At 50.2% G+C, this 21,004-nt stretch carries 20 protein-coding genes and 1 pseudogene; 9 read left to right on the forward strand and 12 right to left on the reverse strand.

The annotated features are described in order from the left end of the window. Positions 1 to 149 precede the first annotated feature (149 nt). Positions 150 to 1,721: a galactarate dehydratase gene (gene garD / locus MPHASIOC01_RS18325; protein ID WP_353613050.1), complete on the forward strand. Its 1,572-nt coding sequence runs from the start codon at positions 150 to 152 to the stop codon at positions 1,719 to 1,721. A 63-nt stretch (positions 1,722 to 1,784) separates the two neighbouring features. Here garD and rsmI read toward each other — a convergent pair whose 3' ends face one another. Beyond that, positions 1,785 to 2,651 (reverse strand): 16S rRNA (cytidine(1402)-2'-O)-methyltransferase, encoded by an 867-nt coding sequence (gene rsmI, locus MPHASIOC01_RS18330; RefSeq protein ID WP_064600555.1) that lies wholly within the window; start codon positions 2,649 to 2,651, stop codon positions 1,785 to 1,787. A 60-nt stretch (positions 2,652 to 2,711) separates the two neighbouring features. On the opposite strand from rsmI, the gene MPHASIOC01_RS18335 reads away from it, so the two are divergent. Genes MPHASIOC01_RS18335 through dolP form a run of 4 tightly spaced genes read left to right on the forward strand, consistent with a single transcriptional unit; the run spans position 2,712 to position 6,405 of the window. Beyond that, positions 2,712 to 4,847, forward strand: coding sequence for a penicillin-binding protein activator (locus MPHASIOC01_RS18335; protein WP_064600556.1), 2,136 nt, complete (start codon positions 2,712 to 2,714; stop codon positions 4,845 to 4,847). Further along, positions 4,805 to 5,206, forward strand: a complete 402-nt coding sequence (locus tag MPHASIOC01_RS18340; protein WP_064600557.1) for a YraN family protein — start codon at positions 4,805 to 4,807, stop codon at positions 5,204 to 5,206. Before MPHASIOC01_RS18335 ends, MPHASIOC01_RS18340 begins: the two co-directional genes overlap by 43 nt. Before the next feature lie 23 nt (positions 5,207 to 5,229). After that, entirely contained in the window at positions 5,230 to 5,820 is a 591-nt protein-coding gene (diaA, locus tag MPHASIOC01_RS18345) for a DnaA initiator-associating protein DiaA (protein WP_064600559.1), read from the forward strand. A 9-nt stretch (positions 5,821 to 5,829) separates the two neighbouring features. After that, positions 5,830 to 6,405, forward strand: a complete 576-nt coding sequence (gene dolP, locus MPHASIOC01_RS18350; RefSeq protein WP_064600561.1) for a division/outer membrane stress-associated lipid-binding lipoprotein — start codon at positions 5,830 to 5,832, stop codon at positions 6,403 to 6,405. 122 nt (positions 6,406 to 6,527) lie between these two features. Here the strand turns inward: dolP and MPHASIOC01_RS18355 are convergent, their stop codons facing one another. From MPHASIOC01_RS18355 to MPHASIOC01_RS18365, 3 genes are all read right to left on the reverse strand, one after another. Then, positions 6,528 to 7,589, reverse strand: a complete 1,062-nt coding sequence (locus MPHASIOC01_RS18355; protein WP_064600563.1) for a permease — start codon at positions 7,587 to 7,589, stop codon at positions 6,528 to 6,530. 78 nt (positions 7,590 to 7,667) lie between these two features. Next, the gene (locus MPHASIOC01_RS18360) at positions 7,668 to 8,312 is read right to left on the reverse strand and encodes an NAD(P)H-binding protein (protein WP_353613051.1); all 645 of its coding nucleotides are present in this window, start codon (positions 8,310 to 8,312) and stop codon (positions 7,668 to 7,670) included. Beyond that, on the reverse strand, positions 8,309 to 8,767 hold the full coding sequence (locus tag MPHASIOC01_RS18365; protein WP_064600567.1) for a YhbP family protein: 459 nt from the start codon (positions 8,765 to 8,767) through the stop codon (positions 8,309 to 8,311). Before MPHASIOC01_RS18365 ends, MPHASIOC01_RS18360 begins: the two co-directional genes overlap by 4 nt. Positions 8,768 to 8,870: 103 nt before the next feature. On the opposite strand from MPHASIOC01_RS18365, the pseudogene MPHASIOC01_RS18370 reads away from it, so the two are divergent. Further along, a pseudogene (locus MPHASIOC01_RS18370) lies at positions 8,871 to 9,174 on the forward strand (GIY-YIG nuclease family protein). Here MPHASIOC01_RS18370 and MPHASIOC01_RS18375 read toward each other — a convergent pair. Continuing rightward, positions 9,161 to 9,664, reverse strand: coding sequence for a GNAT family N-acetyltransferase (locus MPHASIOC01_RS18375; RefSeq protein WP_064600571.1), 504 nt, complete (start codon positions 9,662 to 9,664; stop codon positions 9,161 to 9,163). The pseudogene MPHASIOC01_RS18370 and the gene MPHASIOC01_RS18375 overlap by 14 nt on opposite strands. Continuing rightward, entirely contained in the window at positions 9,658 to 10,182 is a 525-nt protein-coding gene (locus MPHASIOC01_RS18380; protein WP_064600573.1) for an SCP2 domain-containing protein, read from the reverse strand. The genes MPHASIOC01_RS18375 and MPHASIOC01_RS18380 overlap by 7 nt, the downstream gene beginning before the upstream one ends. Positions 10,183 to 10,430: 248 nt before the next feature. On the opposite strand from MPHASIOC01_RS18380, the gene MPHASIOC01_RS18385 reads away from it, so the two are divergent. The 3 genes from MPHASIOC01_RS18385 (at position 10,431) to MPHASIOC01_RS18395 (ending at position 13,452) form a co-directional block, all read left to right on the forward strand. Then, positions 10,431 to 11,426 (forward strand): peptidase U32 family protein, encoded by a 996-nt coding sequence (locus MPHASIOC01_RS18385; RefSeq protein WP_064600575.1) that lies wholly within the window; start codon positions 10,431 to 10,433, stop codon positions 11,424 to 11,426. 11 nt (positions 11,427 to 11,437) lie between these two features. After that, on the forward strand, positions 11,438 to 12,316 hold the full coding sequence (locus MPHASIOC01_RS18390) for a U32 family peptidase (RefSeq protein ID WP_353613052.1): 879 nt from the start codon (positions 11,438 to 11,440) through the stop codon (positions 12,314 to 12,316). Positions 12,317 to 12,447: 131 nt separating this feature from the next. After that, entirely contained in the window at positions 12,448 to 13,452 is a 1,005-nt protein-coding gene (locus MPHASIOC01_RS18395; RefSeq protein ID WP_064600578.1) for a luciferase-like monooxygenase, read from the forward strand. Positions 13,453 to 13,491: 39 nt separating this feature from the next. Here MPHASIOC01_RS18395 and mtr read toward each other — a convergent pair whose 3' ends face one another. From mtr to rpsO, 6 genes are all read right to left on the reverse strand, one after another. After that, positions 13,492 to 14,739: a tryptophan permease gene (gene mtr, locus MPHASIOC01_RS18400; protein ID WP_353613053.1), complete on the reverse strand. Its 1,248-nt coding sequence runs from the start codon at positions 14,737 to 14,739 to the stop codon at positions 13,492 to 13,494. 389 nt (positions 14,740 to 15,128) lie between these two features. Next, on the reverse strand, positions 15,129 to 17,021 hold the full coding sequence (locus tag MPHASIOC01_RS18405; protein ID WP_353613054.1) for a DEAD/DEAH family ATP-dependent RNA helicase: 1,893 nt from the start codon (positions 17,019 to 17,021) through the stop codon (positions 15,129 to 15,131). Next, a complete protein-coding gene (gene yrbN / locus MPHASIOC01_RS18410; RefSeq protein ID WP_110027122.1) occupies positions 17,014 to 17,094 on the reverse strand; it encodes a protein YrbN in 81 nt (26 codons plus the stop codon). Before yrbN ends, MPHASIOC01_RS18405 begins: the two co-directional genes overlap by 8 nt. Positions 17,095 to 17,195: 101 nt before the next feature. After that, positions 17,196 to 18,080 carry a lipoprotein NlpI gene (nlpI, locus tag MPHASIOC01_RS18415; RefSeq protein ID WP_353613055.1) on the reverse strand — a complete coding sequence of 295 codons (885 nt, stop codon included), beginning with the start codon at positions 18,078 to 18,080 and terminating at the stop codon, positions 17,196 to 17,198. A gap of 206 nt (positions 18,081 to 18,286) precedes the next feature. Then, positions 18,287 to 20,437: a polyribonucleotide nucleotidyltransferase gene (gene pnp / locus MPHASIOC01_RS18420; protein WP_353613056.1), complete on the reverse strand. Its 2,151-nt coding sequence runs from the start codon at positions 20,435 to 20,437 to the stop codon at positions 18,287 to 18,289. 237 nt (positions 20,438 to 20,674) lie between these two features. Beyond that, complete coding sequence (rpsO, locus tag MPHASIOC01_RS18425) at positions 20,675 to 20,944, reverse strand: 30S ribosomal protein S15 (RefSeq protein ID WP_064600585.1); 270 nt, start codon at positions 20,942 to 20,944, stop codon at positions 20,675 to 20,677. Positions 20,945 to 21,004 lie beyond the last annotated feature (60 nt).

Raw genomic sequence — 21,004 nt, forward strand, 5'->3', positions numbered from 1 at the left:
CCCCACCTTGCCAGCTCTGGCTTCAGCATATTAAGTGATGCAGATCACATTTTATTCTGAATGAACCTGACATGCTAATTCCACAATATATTTATTAACCTTTTCATTTTTTAAATATCACCAGACAGCGTACCTGGAGAATACTGGAAATGGCAACGATAGAAGTTAAACAGCATTCACCTCAGGCATTTTATATAAAAGTTCATGAAACTGATAACGCCGCTATTATTGTTAATGACAATGGTTTAAAGGCTGGCACATGTTTTCCTGATGGCCTGACATTAATTGAGCATATTCCCCAGGGGCATAAAGTAGCCTTAAGTGATATTCCACAAAAAGGGGAAATAATTCGCTATGGCGAAGTTATCGGCTATGCGGTACGTAATGTTCCGGCCGGAGCCTGGATTGATGAATCCATGGTGGAATTACCAAAAGCGCCACCCTTGAACACACTCCCACTGGCGACCCGCGTTCCTGAGCCTTTACCGCCGCTGGAAGGATACACCTTTGAAGGTTACCGCAACGCAGATGGCAGTGTCGGTACCAAAAACCTGTTGGGTATCACCACCAGCGTACACTGTGTCGCAGGGGTTGTGGATTATGTAGTCAAACTGATTGAGCGAGACTTACTCCCCAACTACCCTAATGTTGATGGCGTGGTTGGGCTGAATCACCTGTATGGTTGCGGTGTGGCTATTAATGCGCCTGCAGCAGTGGTTCCGATTCGCACTATCCATAACATCGCGCTTAACCCCAATTTTGGTGGAGAGGTGATGGTGATTGGGTTGGGTTGTGAAAAGCTGCAACCTGAGCGCCTGTTGCAGGGTACTGAAGATGTTCAGCCAATAAATGTGGATGAAGCCAGCATAGTGCGGCTGCAGGATGAACAGCACATTGGCTTCCAGTCAATGGTGGAAGATATCTTACGTGTCGCTGCCCGTCATCTGGACAAGCTCAACCAGCGTAAACGCGAAACCTGCCCGGCATCTGAACTGGTAGTGGGTACACAGTGTGGCGGGAGTGATGCATTCTCTGGCGTAACAGCAAACCCGGCAGTGGGTTTCGCATCTGACTTACTGGTGCGTTGCGGTGCGACCGTAATGTTTTCTGAAGTGACTGAAGTGCGTGATGCCATTCATTTACTCACTCCGCGCGCAGTCAATAAAGACGTAGGCAAACGCCTGCTTGAAGAAATGGCCTGGTATGACAATTATCTGGATATGGGGAAAACGGACCGCAGCGCCAACCCATCACCAGGGAATAAGAAAGGCGGGCTGGCAAACGTTGTTGAGAAAGCATTGGGCTCCATTGCCAAGTCTGGGAAAAGTGCGATTGTGGAAGTATTATCGCCCGGCCAGCGCCCCACAAAACGTGGGCTGATTTATGCCGCAACGCCTGCCAGCGACTTTGTTTGTGGCACACAACAGGTTTCATCAGGAATCACCGTTCAGGTTTTCACAACGGGCCGTGGGACACCTTATGGCCTGATGGCTGTACCGGTGATAAAAATGGCAACCCGTACTGAGCTGGCTAACCGCTGGTTTGACTTAATGGATATTAATGCCGGCACCATTGCAACGGGTGAAGAGACAATTGAAGATGTGGGCTGGAAGTTGTTCCACTTTATTCTCGATGTAGCCAGTGGACGGAAAAAAACCTTCTCAGACCAGTGGGGCCTGCACAACCAACTGGCTGTATTTAACCCCGCCCCCGTGACCTGATCCACCAGCAAGGCATGAACACGCCACATTTGCTATATTCATGCCTGTTTTGCCAGGATAACGTCAACCGTTATCCTGTGCATCCAGCGCATATTTATACAGCGCATTTTTCTTAACACCATGAATTTCTGCCGCCAGCGCGGCAGCTTTTTTCAGTGGTAATTCTGCCTGTAATAAGGCCAGAGTGCGCAATGCATCCGGCGGCAGGGCTTCTTCTTGTGCCTTATAACCTTCCACAATCAGCACCATTTCCCCTTTACGCCGGTTATCATCTTCCTGAACCCAGGCCAGTAATTCACCTATCGGGGCACCATATACAGATTCCCAGGTTTTGGTGAGCTCACGAGCCAGCACTACATAGCGCCCGGACCCCAGCACCGTATTTATATCCGCGAGGCTGTCCAGCAGACGGTGAGTGGATTCATAGAAAATCAGCGTGCGCGGCTCTTGCGACAATGCGGTCAGTGCGTCCCGCCGCCCTTTTGGTTTGGCAGGCAAAAAGCCCTCGTAACAAAACCGGTCAGAAGGCAAACCTGCTGCGCTTAAAGCGGCAATGGCAGCACATGGGCCAGGTAATGGCACCACACGAATTCCCGCTTCACGGCAGGTGCGCACCAGATGATAACCCGGGTCATTAATCAGCGGTGTTCCGGCATCGGAAACCAGAGCAATGTTCTGCCCCTCTTGCAACTTAGCCAGCAATGTTTCTGCTTTTTGTTGTTCATTATGGTCATGAAGTGCGAATAAACGCGCATTTATGGCAAAATGCTGTAAAAGTAACCCGGTATGACGGGTATCCTCCGCTGCAATAAGATCAACAGACTGCAATACGGACAGCGCACGTTGAGTAATATCACCCAAATTTCCGATAGGTGTAGGAACGATATAAAGCTGACCATCAGAATTCAGCACTGATTCGTCTTGTTTCATTGTTTCATCCGTATTGCCGATTTAATATTGAGCATTAAGCAAAAAAACACTGGATACAGTATGGTACCGTCAAACCGTTTTCGTTCTAAAGCTTCACGCAGCCTGCCAGTGGTTCTGGCCGCGATTTTGTTCGCAGGATGCGTCGCGCATGAACCAGACCAAAGTGCACCTTACATGCAAGGCCAGGTAAAGGCCGGTTCCGCCTTCTACTTGCAGCAAATGCAGCAGAGTACGAATGATACCAAGACCAACTGGCAATTACTTGCCATTCGTTCACTACTCCAGGAAGGGAAAACCAACCAGGCAGTGCAACTCTTCCAGGAACTACCACAGCAGGTTACCGCACAGCAACGTGATGAACAGGCATTGCTGGCCGTTGAAATGAAACTGGTGCAGCAAGACCCGGACAGCGCAAAAACACTGCTGGCAAATATAAATCCAGAAACACTGACCCCGTCTCAGGCGCAACGTTACTGGCAGGCGCAAATTGCGCTTAACCACGGCACGCCTTCTATTGAGTTACTCCGGGCGTTAATTGCTCAGGAACCCGGACTGCAGGGGAAGGCAAAACAGCAAAATATTGATGCAACCTGGCAGGCCCTTTCTTCAATGACCAGGGAACAAGCTAATGCACTGGTTATCAATACCGGTGAACAGACCTTACGTGGCTGGCTCGACTTGCAGCATATGTGGTTCGATAACCGTAATGATGCCACCATGCTACAGGCTGCAATCAAAGACTGGCAGACACGTTACCCGGACAACCCGGCAGCAAAAATGCTACCAACCCCACTGGCAAACGTGCAGTCATTCCAGCCTACGTCAGTTCAAAAAATTGCCTTGTTGCTGCCACTGAGCGGCCAGGCGGCCATTTTTGGTCGTACGATTGAGCAAGGTTTCGAGGCGGCCAAAAATGCAGGTACAACGCCAGTTACCCAGATTGCGCCGCAATCTGTACCTGCCTCTGCCAGCAACACTGAGGCAAATGGTGTGCAAACCACTCCGGGCACCACCGCAGACACAGCGGCAAGTGCAAACGGGGGGGTTGTCAGCCCATCTGCAGCATCCGTTGATAATCTGACCGGTGAAACAGCTACCGCCACACAAACCGGCACTACGGCTACAACTGACACCACCACACCAGACACACCCGTTGTAGCCAGCACAACGCCATCTGCTGATACCCAGGCTATTAATAGCACCCCAGCAAATCCATCCGCTGAATTAAAAGTGTATGACACCAGTGCGCAATCCATTGATCAGATCATGGCTCAGGTCCAAAAAGACGGTGCCAGTATCATTATCGGTCCATTGCTGAAAGAAAATGTTAAAGCCGCAGTTAAAATCAATACCACTTTAAATATGCTGGCTCTTAACCAACCGGAAGATGTGCAGAATCAGGCAAATGTCTGTTACTTCGCGTTGTCGCCAGAAAACGAAGCCGCAGATGCTGCGCGACATATTTGGCAATCCGGGCAACGTAACCCGCTGGTACTGATTCCACGCAATAGTTTTGGTTCGCGTATCAGTAAAGCTTTTGCCACGGCGTGGCAACAACTGGGTGGTGGTGTAGTACTTGAGCAACAGTTCGGTTCAGTAAATGAGTTGAAAATGAGCATTAACCGCAATTCAGGTATTACGCTGACTGGCCGTCCCGTTCAGGCGAGCCTGCCACAGCAGAAGAGTGTGACCATTGGTGGGTTAACCATTCCGGCAGCGCCTTCCGATGCAGACATCACTGCCGGAACCTCAGGAAAAGTAGACGCAGTATATATTGTGGCGACTCAACCTGAGCTGGCACTGCTCAAACCGATGATAACCATGGGTTCAGGCAGCCGTAATGGCGGTGCAGTGTTGTATGCCAGCTCACGCAGTGCCCAGGGCGGTACCGGGCCAGACTTCCGTCTGGAAATGAGCGGTCTGCAATTCAGTGACATTCCGATGTTGTCCGGGGGCAATAATACCCTGATGCAGCAAGCGCTCGGCAGTGTGAATAACGATTACTCACTTGCCCGCCTGTATGCTATGGGTGTCGATGCCTGGACGCTGGCCAGCCACTTTTCGCAAATACGTCAGGTGCCCGGATACCAGGTTATGGGGAATACTGGCAACCTGACCGCCAATAGCGATTGTGTTATCAAACGGAAATTGCCATGGCTTATGTACCAACAAGGCAACGTGGTTCCCGTCAATTAAGTGCCACACAACAGAAAGGCGCGCTCTGGGAACAGAGGGCGCGCCGCTGGCTGGAGCAGCAAGGGTTACATTTTATTGCAGCCAATGTGCGTTTTGGCAGAGGTGAGATAGACCTTATTATGCAACAGGGCGGGTGCCTGGTTTTTGTTGAAGTGCGCTATCGCCAGTCAGCACTATATGGTGGTGCGCAAGCCAGTATCACTCGCCAAAAAAGGCGTAAACTGTTACAAACTGCCAACTTATGGCTGGCGCAACAAAACCAGAGTTTTGATACTGTGGATTGCCGTTTTGATGTGTTAGCCTTCACGAATGACCGGGCGGAATGGATACCTAATGCATTCTCCGCCTGCGACAATTAAAAGCCATTGCATCAGGATCTATTGTGCTGGACAGAATTAAAGCCTGTTTTACCGAAAGTATTCAAACACAGATTGCGGCTGCAGAAGCGCTGCCAGATGCAATTTCACGCGCCGCACTCTCCATTGTTCAATGTTTACTGAACGGCAATAAAGTGCTGTGCTGCGGTAATGGCACATCTGCGGCGAATGCGCAGCATTTCGCCGCCAGTATGATAAACCGCTTTGAAACGGAGCGCCCCAGTTTACCTGCTATTGCACTAAATGCTGATAATGTGGTCCTGACCGCCATAGGTAATGACCGTTTGCATGATGAGATCTATGCCAAGCAAGTTCGTGCTTTAGGCCATCATGGCGATGTTTTATTAGCGATTTCGACTCGTGGCAACAGCAGAGATATCGTGAAAGCAGTTGAAGCGGCTGTCACCCGTGATATGTCAATTGTGGCATTGACCGGTTATGACGGTGGTGAACTTGCCGGTCTGCTGGGCCCGCAAGATGTTGAAATTCGTATACCCTCTCATCGCAGTGCACGTATTCAGGAAATGCATATGCTGACGGTGAATTGCTTATGTGATCTGATCGATAACACATTATTTCCTCACCAGGACGACTAAGGAGTACTCATGAAGGCATTAACGCCGCTGGCAGTCCTTATTTCCGCTCTACTGTTACAAGGCTGTGTTGGCGCTGTAGTCGTGGGAAGTGCAGCCGTCGCAACAAAAACCGCTACCGATCCGCGAACTGTAGGTACTCAAGTGGATGATGGCACGCTGGAGTTACGTGCCAGTAATGCCCTGAGCAAAGATGAACAGTTGAAAAAAGAAGCTCGCGTCAATGTCATGGCATACCAGGGGAAATTGCTGCTGACAGGCCAGGCACCGACGCAAGCACTGTCTGAAGAAGCGAAGAAAATTGCCATGGGTGTGGAAGGTGCAACGGAAGTCTATAACGAAATCCGGATTATGCAGCCAATCAGCCTGGGCACAATTTCCATGGATACGTGGATAACCACCAAAATACGTTCACAATTGCTGGCAAGTGATACGGTGAAATCATCGAACGTGAAAGTAACCACTGAAAATGGCGAAGTCTTCCTGATGGGGCTGGTAACAGATGCTGAAGCAAAAGCGGCTGCAGATATTGCCAGTCGGGTCAGTGGTGTTAAACATGTCACTACTGCGTTTACGCCCCTGAAATAATAAGCTTCCCACTCTGGCGGTGTGCACGTCTGGCCAGAGATATCGCTATAGCCAGGAAAATAAAGCCCTGTATACGCAGGGCTTTGTTGTTTTGCAAAGTGCCGGTAACTGACCAGAACAACTCAGAACATCAGTGCCAGCCCCCCCAGTACACTCCCGCAAACAATCACCATCAGCCCCGTGAGCCAGAGCGCTTTTGCCGGGAATGTTTTATGCAACATAACCAGTGATGGCAGGCTTACTGCAGGTAACGTTATCAACAACGCCATCGCCGGAGCTGTTCCCATCCCTGCGGCCATCAGCGTTTGAATAACAGGAATTTCAGCCGCCGTCGGAATCACAAACAGGCACCCGGCAATTGCCATTGCCACAACCCAGAACAGGTTGTTTTCAATAATGCCGTCTGCATGAGGGAACAGCCAGACACGGGCGGCTCCCAGAATGAATACAGCAAGGATATATACCGGAATGGTACTCCAGAACAGCCACCATAACGCTGATGCCCACCGGCGTAAGAACCCCCCTGTTTGCTGGCTGGGTATGTTATCCAACAGCGCATTTGATTTAGCGCGGGCACTGAGTATATCAGGCTCCTTCACCCACTGTTGTACCATCCACGCCACACCCAGCACGGTAACCAACCCGGCAACAACACGTATCAACGCAAATTGCCAGCCCAGTACAAATCCCATAAAGACCAGCGTAGCCGGATTAAGCAATGGGTTGCCCATCCAGAATGCCAAAGCGCCGCCCATGGAAACCGACTGACGGCGCATGCCTGCTGCCACTGGTGCCGCACAGCAAGTACACATCATACCGGGTATTGCGAATAACGCCCCAAACAGAGCTCCGCCAAAACGAGTTTGACCCAGTGTTTTCAGTAACCAGTTACGGGGGAGCAAAACCTGAATCAATGACCCCAGCAATACACCAAGTACAGCCGCTTTCCACACGGCCAAAAAATACACCACAGAGTAATCAATGGCCGACTGGAAGGGATGTGTTTCAGCCTGAGCAATAATGGAATGCCCAATACTGTGGGTTTCAGCCGCAGTAAACGCTTTAAAATAATAGGGTTGCCATTTTACATACCAAAGACCGACAGCCGTTACCAGGAAAAACAAGGCGGGTTTCCACCATGCAAATGCAGACACCCGTTCAGCAGGCGCGGATTGCGTTGCCATAAGAACCTCAAAAAAATATGTAGTGATTAAAACGTCCCGCGGCCTGCTATGCCAGGATACCAGGCAGGAACAATCTGTTTAAACTGTGTAATGCTTTGCGTCCTGGCTGAGTTGAGCGGAGTCCCTGACAACAACGGCAGACTTATTATCGGATAATGCATTAAACATCAGAGCCCGGGCGACATCTGCGGCTCTGATAGCCCGCAAGGAGCCTGGCAGGCATTTAAAAAACGGTGTGCTCAACGTTTCTGTCCAGCGTTTTTTACGGCGACTGCCCAGTAGCATGGATGGACGGGCAATGACCAGTTCAGGCCAGGCCTGTTCAATCAAAGCATACTCTGCGAGACCTTTTGTTCGATTATAGAAGATACATGAGCGCGGGTTGGCCCCCATGGCGCTGACCACCAACATTTTTTCAGCACCAAGACGTAGCCCGGTTTTCCCGGTCAGTACCACCAAATCATGATCCACCGCGTAAAAAGCCTGAGTGCTGCCCGCATCATGGCGCGTTGTGCCAAGGCAACAGAAAACCAGGTCGACCGGTGTTGCGACCTGATTCAGGGCGTCTGCTAATTCAGGGGCTGCAATGCAAGTCACTTTCGGGTGGGAAGGTAGTGAACGGCGCGCGGCAATAACGATATGAGAAATATGCGGGCTGGCAACCAGCAGTTCAAGCAAATGGCTGCCAACTAAACCACTGGCGCCGGCGAGTAATACATTCACTGGTCAAGACCTGCCTGCTGTGCAGCCTCAGGGTCACGGAACCAGAATAATTTCTTACCAAACCCCAGGGTGTTATCGGTGAATTTGAGTTCATCAACCAGAATTTCCCAAATCGGTGCTTTGTGGACTCTGGCGATTGGGAAACGCCGGTAATAAGGCTCACGCAATGGGCCTGAATCAGCTTCATCAACCAAACGAATAGTTCCGCTGTACTGCAGGCCACGAATCAGCGCGACACTTTTGGTCTGACCATTCACGGTACCCGCCACCGGCCTGCTTTGACCAATCATCTCACCATGGCGGGAGGCGGGATCACTCAGCAGGTAAAACGCCACACGCTGTTCATCAAAATAAAAAAATGCATTAGCGCACCAGATACCACTTTCATTTGAGACACAAAAAGTGACGACATGCTGCTTCTTCAGCCACCGGCTGATAACACTCAGAGACTCCATCGCGACTCCTGTTTGTTTAAACCTGCGACGTGATTCTGGCGGCCACTGACCGGTCGCCCAATTCGTGGTAAGGTAGCCTGACACTCCTTTACAACTTAATACGATGTCTGTCTGGTTCCTGTATCTTATTCACACGCAAAATAACCGCCTCTACACAGGCATTACAACGGATGTCGAACGCCGTTTTAGCCAGCATCAGCGCGGTAAAGGCGCAAAAGCGTTGCGGGGTGCGGGTAAGTTAAGCCTGGTATTCAGTTACCCGATAGGTGATAAGTCACTGGCACTGCGTGCAGAATACCGGGTAAAACAATTTACCCGGGCTGAAAAAGAGCACCTGCTTACCGACAACACGAAACTGGTTAATCTTCTGGCGGGCTTGCACACGCCTGGAGATTAAAAGTGATTAAAGTGTTCGTGATAATCAACCCGCCCAGAAATACCCGCCAGAGCCTCTTCCGCCAAAGGATAAACCAAGAAAGCATTTTCTGTCTCAGGCCAACGGCAATACAAGTCGAACTGTGCGGCTTTTTTAAAGCCCAGGTGTGAGTAAAACCCAGGCTCACCAAGCACAACAACAGCGGCATAACCAAATTCGTTTAACGAGTCCAACCCTTCATAGACCAGTTGCTTACCAAGCCCCTGGCCACGAAATGGTGCATCGACTGCCAGCGGGGCCAGCCCGACCCATTGCCGGTCTTCCCCAGCGATATCTACCGGGCTGAACGCAATATAGCCAACCACCTGGCCTTCGTCATCGGTTGCGACGAGACCCAATGTCAGCAATCCATCTTCACGCAGGGAGTGAACCAGTTGCGCTTCTGCATCACCGTCAAATGCCCGGCGAAGCAGTGCATCAATGCCAGGGGCATCAATGGGAATTTCCACACGAATTAGCATGTCTCACCTACTGAGGTCTGTTTGATTGCGGGCGCTTTTTCAAGGCCAGCTTCGACAAAGTCAGCGAGTTGAAGTAGCAGAACCCGCAACGGCTTAGGCATTGCATCCAGCTCTATAGCATCCATCAAATTTTTAACATATAAGCCAAGTTCGGTATCGCCTTCAATCACCAAACGGCGCTGGAAAAAGAGTGTATCAGGATCCTGCTTACGTGCTGCGACCAGTAACAGATCGTTGGCATCGGCAATAAAACTCACATCAGCATCTGCCTGTTCACGCACCACCAGCTGGTTCGCCTGCAACGAAGTAAACCACTGCAGCCCGATATCACGCACCTCGATACTCAGCCAGCGACCTTCCAGAAAGTCCAGCTCGCCTTCCTCCAGCGCCTGACGAAACTGCCAGCCAAGAACTTGTTCCAGAACTTTACGTTTCAACGCAAATGGCGTCAGCTTTACCGGCTGGCGCAACAACGCAGGACCAAGACGCACCAGATTTGTACGCAATTTTTCCAACACGGGCTTTCACTCCTTAACACAATATTACCGCATATTCTGCCACATCAGGCTGGCGAGATAGCGGCTCAAATCAACTATTACACAGGTTTCATTACCAGTGTCTGGAGCTATGAATACGACTTTAGCTGCCTTAAATCAAAATGTATCGTGTAAAGGTTAACTAGAATCGCACTTCGTTAACAATTCTTGCTGTCCAGTTACGGTCAGCCCGGTAACGTTGATGGTTACCAGACAATCCAGGAAACGCTATGGAGTTGCTTTGTCCGGCCGGGAATTTACCGGCTCTGAAGGCGGCCATCGAAAATGGTGCCGACGCGGTCTATATTGGCCTGAAAGATGATACCAACGCCCGCCATTTTGCCGGGTTAAACTTTACCGAAAAGCGGTTACAAGAAGCAGTGGAGTTTGTGCATCGCCATAAACGTAAACTACATATTGCTATCAATACGTTTGCGCATCCCGATGGTTACACCCGCTGGGAAAAAGCGGTAGATATGGCAGCCCAACTGGGTGCAGACGCCCTAATTCTGGCCGACCTGGCAATGCTGGATTACGCAGCCCGTCGCTACCCAGGCGTTGAGCGCCATGTTTCTGTTCAGGCATCAGCCACCAATGAAGCCGCCATTCGCTTTTATCACGATAACTTCGCCGTCAGCCGTGTTGTGCTGCCTCGGGTGTTGTCTATTCACCAGGTGAAACAACTCGCCCGCGTTACCCCTGTTCCACTGGAGGTCTTCGCATTTGGCAGCCTGTGTATTATGGCTGAAGGGCGTTGCTATCTCTCCTCCTACCTGACAGGCGAATCACCGAATACCGTAGGTGCCTGCTCACCCGCGCGTTTTGTGCGCTGGCAACAGACACCGCAAGGGCTGGAATCCCGGTTGAACGACGTACTGATAGACCGCTACCAGGAAAACGAAAATGCGGGCTACCCAACCTTGTGCAAAGGGCGCTACCGGGTCGATGGCGATTTGTATCACGCGCTGGAAGAACCCACCAGCCTGAATACTTTGTCTCTCCTGCCTGAACTGATGTCCATGGGTATAGCATCCGTCAAAATCGAGGGCCGCCAGCGCAGCCCGGCTTATGTTACTCAGGTTGCCAAAGTGTGGCGCCAGGCGATTGACCGCTGCAGCGCAGATCCCGAGAACTTCGTGCCACAAGATGCATGGATGCAGGCGCTTGGCGCAATGGCAGAAGGTACCCAGACAACCCTTGGCGCCTATCACCGGAAATGGCAGTAACAGGAGCAAAGATGAAATATTCATTAGGGCCTGTGCTGTATTACTGGCCGAAAGAAACACTGGAAACGTTTTATACTGCCGCACAAAAAAGTGAAGCGGATATTATTTATCTGGGTGAAGCTGTTTGTAGTAAGCGCCGGGCAACAAAGCAAGGTGACTGGATGGCGCTGGCAAAAATGCTGGCTGGTAGCGGGAAGCAAGTAGTGTTATCCACACTCGCTCTCGTTCAGGCACCTTCAGAGCTGGGCGAATTGAAGCGCTATGTCGATAACGGCGAGTTTATGATTGAGGCCAATGATTTCGGTACAGTCAGCCTTGCAGCGGAACACAAACTGCCTTTTGTCGCCGGGCATGCGCTCAACTGCTATAACGCTGTCACGCTGCGTATTTTACTTAATCAGGGGATGGTACGTTGGTGTATGCCAGTTGAACTTTCCCGTGACTGGCTGATTAAATTACTTGAGCAGTGCGATACGCTGGGTATTCGTAATCAGTTCGAAGTGGAAGTACTCAGCTATGGTCACCTGCCGCTGGCATATTCTGCTCGTTGTTTTACTGCCCGTTCAGAAAACCGGGCAAAGGATGAGTGTGAGACCTGCTGTATCAAATACCCGGTTGGCCGCAATATGCGCTCACAGGAAGACCAGCAAGTTTTCGTGCTCAATGGTATTCAGACCATGAGTGGTTATGTGTACAACCTTGGTAATGAATTAGCCGGTATGCAAGGTCTGGTAGATATTGTCCGGTTGTCGCCAATGGGATTGGGAACGCTGGATGTGCTCAAACACTTCCGCGCCAATGAGCAGGGTGAAAAACCCCTGGTACTGGAAAACCACCACGATTGTAACGGTTACTGGAAACGCCTGGCAGGTCTTAACCTCGAAGTCTGAAACAGCTCGCATTGTTAACGCGCATCATCAATCTTTAATGCAGTATTAAAATTACATGAACGGGCAGATGCTAAAACCATCTGCCCGGAGTCGTTCTTTTGTTCTCAACGATGCGATAAAAGCGAGTGCTTATGTCTGATTACGCCAGTGTACCGTTTTCTGTTCTTGACCTTGCCCCTGTACCTGAAGGCGCAGAAGCAGGTACAGCCTTCAGCCACTCTCTTGAGCTGGCAAAGCTTGCTGAGAAACTCGGCTACCACCGCTACTGGCTGGCAGAACACCACAACATGTCTGGTATAGCCAGTGCAGCAACCTCCGTGCTTATTGGCTACCTTGCGGCCAATACCACCACCCTTCATTTGGGGTCTGGCGGTATTATGCTACCGAACCATTCTCCACTGGTTATTGCAGAGCAATTTGGTACGCTGGAAACGCTCTTCCCGGGGCGTATCGACCTGGGGTTAGGCCGTGCGCCAGGGAGTGATCACCGAACAATGGCAGCATTACGTCGCCATATGAATAGCGAACTGGACAGCTTCCCGGAAGATGTCTGTGAATTAATAAACTGGTTCGATGCCAGTGAAAATGCTTCTGCCGTACACCCTGTACCCGGCTATGGGCTGCGTATCCCGGTATGGCTTTTAGGCTCCAGCCTTTATAGCGCTCAGTTGGCGGCAAAACTCGGGTTGCCTTTTGCTTTCGCATCGCATTTTGCCCCCGATATGCTGTTCCAGGCCCTGCAGCTTTACCGCAGCAACTTCGTACCTTCCAGGCGTCTTGAAAAACCCCGGGCCATGGTGTGCATTAATATTATTGCTGCCGACAGCAACCGCGACGCTGAGTTTTTGTTTACTTCAATGCAGCAGGCATTTGTAAAATTACGCCGTGGCGAAACAGGCAAATTACCTCAGCCAATCCAGAATATCGCTAATTTCTGGAGCCCGGCGGAGCAATATGGTGTTCAACAGGCACTGAGTATGTCTCTGGTTGGCGATAAAACCAAAGTGCGCCATGGCCTGTTAAGTTTATTGCGGGAAACCCAGGCCGATGAAATTATGGTTAACGGGCAAATCTTTGATAACCAGGCTCGCCTGCACTCCTTTGAACTGGCAATGGAAGTCAAAGCGAGTCTGTAATAGTGGACTTACGCAGGGGCAACCCTGCGTTTTTTCGGTTTACTGATAAGCAGGCAACACATTAAAACTGGACAGAATATGAACCGCCGCGTTCACGATGCCAAAGCAAAGCACCAGTATAATGAGCGGTTTTCCTCCCCACACCCGAAACGGCGCATCCGGGAAGCGCTTGCGTGATTTTCGTGCCAACAGAGCCGGAACGACTGCCGCCCAAACCGTTGCCGCCAGGCCAGCATAACCAATCGCATAGAGAAAACCGTTTGGCCAGCACAACGCCCCGGCAACCGGCGGCAGGAAGGTCAGCCCAGCTGTTTTCAGGCGGCCTGACGACGTGTCATCGAAGCTGAACAGATCAGCCAGATAATCGAACAACCCCAGAGTCACCCCCAGAAATGAACTTGCCACAGCAAAGTTGGAAAACGCCACCAACAGCAACCCCAGGTTTTTACTGTTCAGTACACTACCCAGAGCCTGAACCAGCACATCAATGTTGCCGCCTTTTGCAGCGATATCAATGAAGTTATGGCGCGGGATATTCCCCATCGTTCCCAGTAACCAGATAGCATACAGGCCCAGCGCGATAAGCGTTCCCCCCACCAGGCAACGCACGATAGCCGCAGGATTTTTCCCATAGTACTTCACAAGGCTTGGGACATTTCCGTGATAACCAAATGAAGCAAGGCAGAATGGCAGGGTCATCAACAAATACGGCGCATAATGTGGGTTGCTGTCTGCGGTGTTAAGCAATATCGCTGGCTGGACATGCCCAAGCAGTGTGCCAAAAGTGAGAAAGAACGTAATCACTTTTGCCCCCAACACAATGGCGGTTACCCGGCTCACCGCTTTTGTGCTCAGCCAGACAATAAAAGCAATCAACAGTGCAAAACCGGTTCCGGCAAAACGTGCTGAGATATTCAGGGATAAAGAAGAAAAAGTATGCTGCAGAATAGAACCACTTGCAGAAATATATGCATAAGTAAGGATATACAGGACAAATGCGATGGACAGGCCATTGAGCAAATTCCACTTTTTACCCAGTAAGTCCCGTGTCAGGGTATCAAAACTCGCTCCCGGGCGATAATTGAGATTTGCTTCAAGAATCATCAGCCCTGAATGCAGCATGCAAAACCAGGTGAAAGCCAGCCCCGCCAGAGACCAAAAAAACCAGGCACCAGACATCACAACGGGCAGAGAAAACATACCAGCACCAATGATGGTACCCGCGATAAGCATCACGCCGCCCCAAACAGACACAGAGGCTGAAGATGATGTTGTGAGTGTTGCCATACAAGCTCCATTGGGCCCATTTTTAGGCCAGTAATTATATGGAACATTGTACCAGTACATGAGTACACGCTGAAATAACCTTGCCTGAATTGGCCAAAGCATAGTGAAATGCAAAATGTAAAGAAAAGTTTACGGTCAGTTATTTCGCTAAAGTGAGTATAAAGCAGGAAAAATAGCAAAAAAAAGCCCTGCTTACGCAGGGCCTCAGTCTGATGACAAACCTCATGTCCGCATAGAACGAGAGGATGTCACCAATAAAAAACCAGGAAAATCAATTTATTGATTTTCGGCTACTAAATAAAAAGAAGGGAAAACCACACTTTTTCCTTCTTTTTCATCAATTTGAAGCCCTGCTTACGCAGGGCCTGAATATCAGTAGCTACGCTGAATTATGCTTCGCTGAAGCGGCGTCGACCTGTTGAGTCATCACGGTCACGACGCGGTGCGCGACTGTCACGGTTATCACGACGTTCACCGTTAAATGGACGACCACCTTCACGGCGCTCACCACCACCGAAGCGACGGCCTTCACCACGGCCACCTTCGCGGCGTTCGCCACCAAAGCTACGACCACCACCACCACGGCGTTCACCACGCGGCTGTGGCTGTGCATCACCTAATAGCTGCATATTCATCGGTTTGTTGAGAATACGCGTACGGGTAAAGTGCTGTAATACGTCACCCGGCATGCCTTTTGGCAGTTCAATGGTGGAATGTGAACCAAACAGTTTAATGTTACCGATGTAACGGCTGCTGATATCGCCTTCATTTGCAATTGCGCCAACGATATGACGAACTTCAACACCATCGTCACGGCCTACTTCGATACGGTAAAGTTCCATTTCACCAGCATCACGGCGTTCACGACGCGGACGATCACCACGTTCACTACGCTCGCCACGGCGATCACCACGATCGTCACGGTCACGGAATTCACGACGCGGACGGCGCTCAATAACCGGATCCGGCGGCAGAATCAGCGGACGCTCACCCTGAGCCATTTTCAGCAATGCTGCGGCCAGCGTTTCCATATCAGCTTCTTCACCCGGCTGCAGTTTGCTTAACAGCGCACGGTACAGATCGAGATCACTGCTTTCCAGTTGCTGCTGAACACTGGCAGAGAATTTAGCCAGGCGGCGCTCTCCCAGTAACTCAGCATTCGGCAGTTCCACTTCCGGGATGGTCAGCTTCATAGTGCGTTCAATGTTACGCAGCAGGCGACGTTCACGGTTATCAACAAACAGCAAAGCACGGCCAGCGCGACCAGCACGGCCAGTACGGCCAATACGGTGAACGTAAGACTCAGCATCCATCGGGATGTCGTAGTTAACGACCAGGCTGATACGTTCAACATCCAGGCCGCGTGCAGCAACGTCTGTTGCAATCAGAATGTCCAGGCGGCCATCTTTCAGGCGCTCCAGCGTTTGTTCACGCAGAGCCTGGTTCATATCACCGTTCAGTGCAGCACTGTTGTAACCATTGCGTTCCAGGGCTTCGGCCACTTCAAGAGTCGCATTCTTGGTACGCACGAAAATAATCGCCGCATCAAAGTCTTCAGCCTCCAGGAAACGAACCAGCGCTTCGTTTTTACGCATACCATAGACAGTCCAGTAACTCTGGCTGATATCAGGACGCGTAGTAATACTGGTCTGGATCCGCACTTCCTGCGGGTCTTGCATGAAACGACGTGTAATACGGCGAATCGCTTCTGGCATAGTTGCAGAAAACAGTGCGGTCTGATGACCTGCAGGAATTTCTGCCATGATGGTTTCAACGTCTTCGATGAAGCCCATGCGCAGCATTTCATCTGCTTCATCCAGAACCAGACCTTTCAGTTGGGAAAGATCAAGAGTGCCGCGTTTCAGGTGGTCTAACAGACGACCAGGTGTACCCACAACGATTTGTGGCCCCTGGCGCAAAGCGCGCAGCTGAACGTCATAACGCTGGCCACCATAAAGGGCCAGGACATTCACGCCACGCATATGTTTAGAAAAATCATTGCACGCTTCTGCAACCTGAACGGCCAGCTCACGCGTTGGAGCCAGAACCAGGATTTGCGGTGCGCGCAACTCAGGATCAATATTGTTCAGTAACGGCAGCGAAAACGCTGCGGTTTTGCCACTCCCGGTTTGGGCCATCCCCAGAACATCACGCCCTTCCAGTAAGTGCGGGATGCAGGCAGCCTGAATCGGCGAAGGTTTTTCATAACCCAGGTCGCTCAGTGCTTCAAGGATTGGGGCTTTCAGGCCCAGTTCGGAAAAGGTGGTTTCAATATCAGCCATGTAGTACAAGTGCCTCAGTGTCAATGGCGGCCAGTCTACATAACTCATCGTGAAAACGATCTGCAATTTTCATTGAAAAGTGTGAACCGGCTCAAATTTGTTGAATTGACGAACAAAACAGCCCTCACCCCTGAAGGTGAAGACTCGATAAAAAGGGCTGAAAAAATTCGTCAGCTATTGCTGGTCCGATTCTGCCAGGTCATCTTGCTCCTGGCCCAAGAGCGATAATTCCAACAATGCATAGCGATGCTCGACAAAGTTATGAACGTTGTTAGCAAGCGCTAATTTGAACAATGCCTCAGCACTGTCCTTATCCCCCAGACTTAGGTAATGCTTACCTAAATAGAAGTTGGTTTCACTGAGATGCTCAGCGAGCGAGGTGTTATCCGTTGCATCTGCCTTGAGTCTGTCCATCAGTGTGCTTTCACTGATGTCACCAAGGTAGAATTCGACAATATTCCATCCCCATTGTTCCTTGTCCGATTTGTTGAAGCGTTGTCTTAACGCGTCTTTTGCCTGTTGTTTGTTTAACTTGCTTTCGTCAAGGTAAAGCCACAGGCTACGGAAAGGATCGTTAGGATCGTCATGATAAAACGCCAGCAGATCATCTTGCGCTAACCGGTACCTACCGCCGTAATACAGCGCGATACCACGGTTTAAATACGCATAGTTGTAAGTTGGATCAAGCTCAAGTACAGAATCAAACGCTTCATAAGCGGCATCAAAATTGCCCGCCTGCGTTAAATAAATCCCGAGATAATTAAAAGCCTCAGGCATATCTGGTCGGATTGCCAGCGCTTGAGAAAAATCATTCCGCGCTAAAGCTCTCAGACCGAGACTATCATACAACACTCCGCGCTCATATAAAAGCTGTGCGCGTTCATCCTCGGTTAAAGCCCGACTGGCAAGAATTTGTTCCATCCGCGCCAGGATAACTTCCTGCTGTAGTGTTGGCTGTAAAGGAACAGCAAGCACTTCATCCTTACGCCAGGCAGAGTTGCTGCATCCCGCCAGCGTCAGGGCTGTCGCAACGAAACACCAGCGCAAAAAAGGCTTCATTTCCTACTCCCGAAGACAACAAATGGATGAACGTCCTGTTACCCGGTTGTATAACATGGCTTCCTGCCCTGAATGAAACAACTCTTCATGTCACCATGAAGAGTCAACTCCGCATTCCAGATACTGTTTTTGTTGCCCGCCAGTGCGGCACTGGCGGGCAACATGTTTACAGACGGTATCGGATATTAATATGCCATAGAGCGAGATTACTCTGCCTGAGTGTCAACCGCGGCATCCGGAGCAGATTTTTCTTCCTGCTCCTGCGCTTTTGGTTGCTCAACCGCTTCTTTCATGCTCAGACGCACACGGCCCTGGCGGTCAACTTCCAGTACTTTAACCGGAACTTCCTGGCCCATCTGCAGGTAGTCTGTCACTTTTTCTACACGCTTGTCGGCAATCTGAGAAATATGCACCAGACCTTCTTTACCGCCGCCAATCGCTACAAACGCACCGAAATCAACGATACGCGTAACTTTACCATTATAGATGCGACCAACCTCAATCTCAGCAGTAATTTCTTCGATGCGACGAATAGCATGTTTTGCTTTATCACCATCAGTTGCTGCGATTTTCACAGTACCGTCATCTTCAATTTCAATGGTTGTACCGGTTTCTTCAGTCAGAGCGCGGATTACAGAGCCACCTTTACCGATAATGTCTTTGATCTTATCAGGGTTGATCTTAATCGTATGGATACGCGGTGCAAATTCAGAAATGTCACCACGCGGAGCATTGATTGCCTGTTCCATCACACCCAGAATGTGCAGACGCGCACCTTTAGCCTGGTTCAGAGCAACCTGCATGATTTCACGGGTGATACCTTCGATTTTGATATCCATCTGCAAAGCAGTAATACCTTCACGAGAACCCGCTACTTTAAAGTCCATATCGCCAAGATGATCTTCATCGCCCAGGATATCAGAAAGGACAACGAAATTATCGCCTTCTTTCACCAGACCCATTGCGATACCCGCAACAGCAGCTTTCACCGGCACACCTGCATCCATCAGTGCTAAAGACGCACCGCAGACAGAAGCCATGGAAGAAGAACCATTGGACTCAGTGATTTCAGAAACAACACGCACAGTGTATGGGAAACGGTCTGCAGCAGGCATAACAGCTGCCACACCACGTTTAGCCAAACGACCATGACCAATTTCACGGCGTTTTGGCGAACCTACCATCCCGGTTTCACCCACAGAGTATGGAGGGAAGTTATAGTGGAACAGGAAACGATCAGTGCGCTCACCCATCAATTCATCGATGTTTTGCGCATCACGTTCAGTCCCTAAAGTTGCAGTAACCAGCGCCTGAGTTTCACCACGGGTAAACAGTGCTGAACCGTGAGTACGCGGCAGAACGCCTGTGCGCACATCCAGGCCACGAATCATGTCTTTTTCACGGCCATCAATGCGCGGTTCCCCAGCCAGTACGCGGCTACGGACAATGTTTTTTTCCAGCGCATGCAGAATTTCACCCAGTTCATTTTCGTCCAGGGCTTCATCTTCTGCCAACAAAGCAGCAATGACTTCAGATTTAATGACATCAACCTGAGCATAACGCTCCTGCTTGTCAGTAATGCGGTATGCATCGCTCAGACGCGCTTCAGCAAGAGCAGCAACGCGCGCATTCAATGCTTCGTTAACGGCTTCTGGCTGCCAGTCCCAACGCGGTTTACCCGCTTCAGCAACCAGCGCTTTGATATTTTCGATAACAATCTGTTGCTGGTCGTGACCAAAGACTACCGCACCCAGCATCTGGTCTTCACTCAGCAGTTCAGCTTCAGATTCAACCATCAGCACAGCGTTATCAGTACCTGCAACCACTAAATCCAGTTTACTGCTTTTCAGTTCATCGGCAGTTGGGTTCAGAACATACTGGTCATTAATATAACCAACACGCGCCGCACCAATTGGGCCATTGAATGGAATACCAGACAGAGACAAAGCAGCAGAAGCACCAATCATAGCAACGATATCAGGGTGAACCTGCGGGTTAACAGAAACAACCGTCGCAATAACCTGAACTTCGTTAACAAAACCTTCCGGGAACAGCGGACGAACAGGGCGGTCAATCAGACGCGCAATCAGCGTTTCGCCTTCACTTGGACGACCTTCACGACGGAAAAATCCGCCTGGAATACGGCCAGCCGCGTAAGTACGTTCCTGGTAGTTTACTGTAAGAGGGAAGAAATCCTGGCCGGGTTTCGCTTTTTTAGCACCAACAACGGTGACGAAAACGGCGGTGTCATCCATGCTGACCATCACGGCCGCAGTTGCCTGGCGAGCCATCATGCCAGTTTCGATGGTGACGGTATGTTGACCATACTGGAATTGACGAATGATCGGATTAAGCAAAATAGTATCCTTTCTTTAGACGAGTGACAGCACAACAAAGTGCTGTTGTGATTACCAGCCTTTATGCTCCCTCGCGACTAATGAAAACACAGAAAAATTATATGTGCTTTCATTAGCCGCGCGAACCTCAGCAATAAAGACTATTAAAAGCAACAATACATTACTTTCTGGTGAATTGCTGCTTTTGAGTTGAAAAAAGGGGCCTCTGGAGGCCCCTTTTTCAGAAACTCGCAAATATTAGCGACGCAGACCCAGACGTTCGATCAGGGAAGAATAGCGTGCAACATCTTTACGTTTCAGGTAGTCAAGCAGCTTACGACGCTGAGAAACCATGCGCAACAGACCACGACGGCTGTGGTGATCTTTTTTGTGCTCTGCAAAGTGACCTTGCAGGTGGTTGATCTGTGCAGTCAGCAGGGCAACCTGAACTTCAGTTGAACCGCTGTCGTTAGCACCACGACCAAACTCAGAAACGATTTTAGCTTTAGCTTCAACACTTAGAGACATTTTGAACTCCAGTAATTAAATAAGAAAAAAGGGTGCCGATCTCTAATTCAGCAGCCCCAG

The sequence above is a fragment of the Mangrovibacter phragmitis genome, assembly GCF_040429585.1.
GTDB classification, from domain to species: domain Bacteria; phylum Pseudomonadota; class Gammaproteobacteria; order Enterobacterales; family Enterobacteriaceae; genus Mangrovibacter; species Mangrovibacter phragmitis.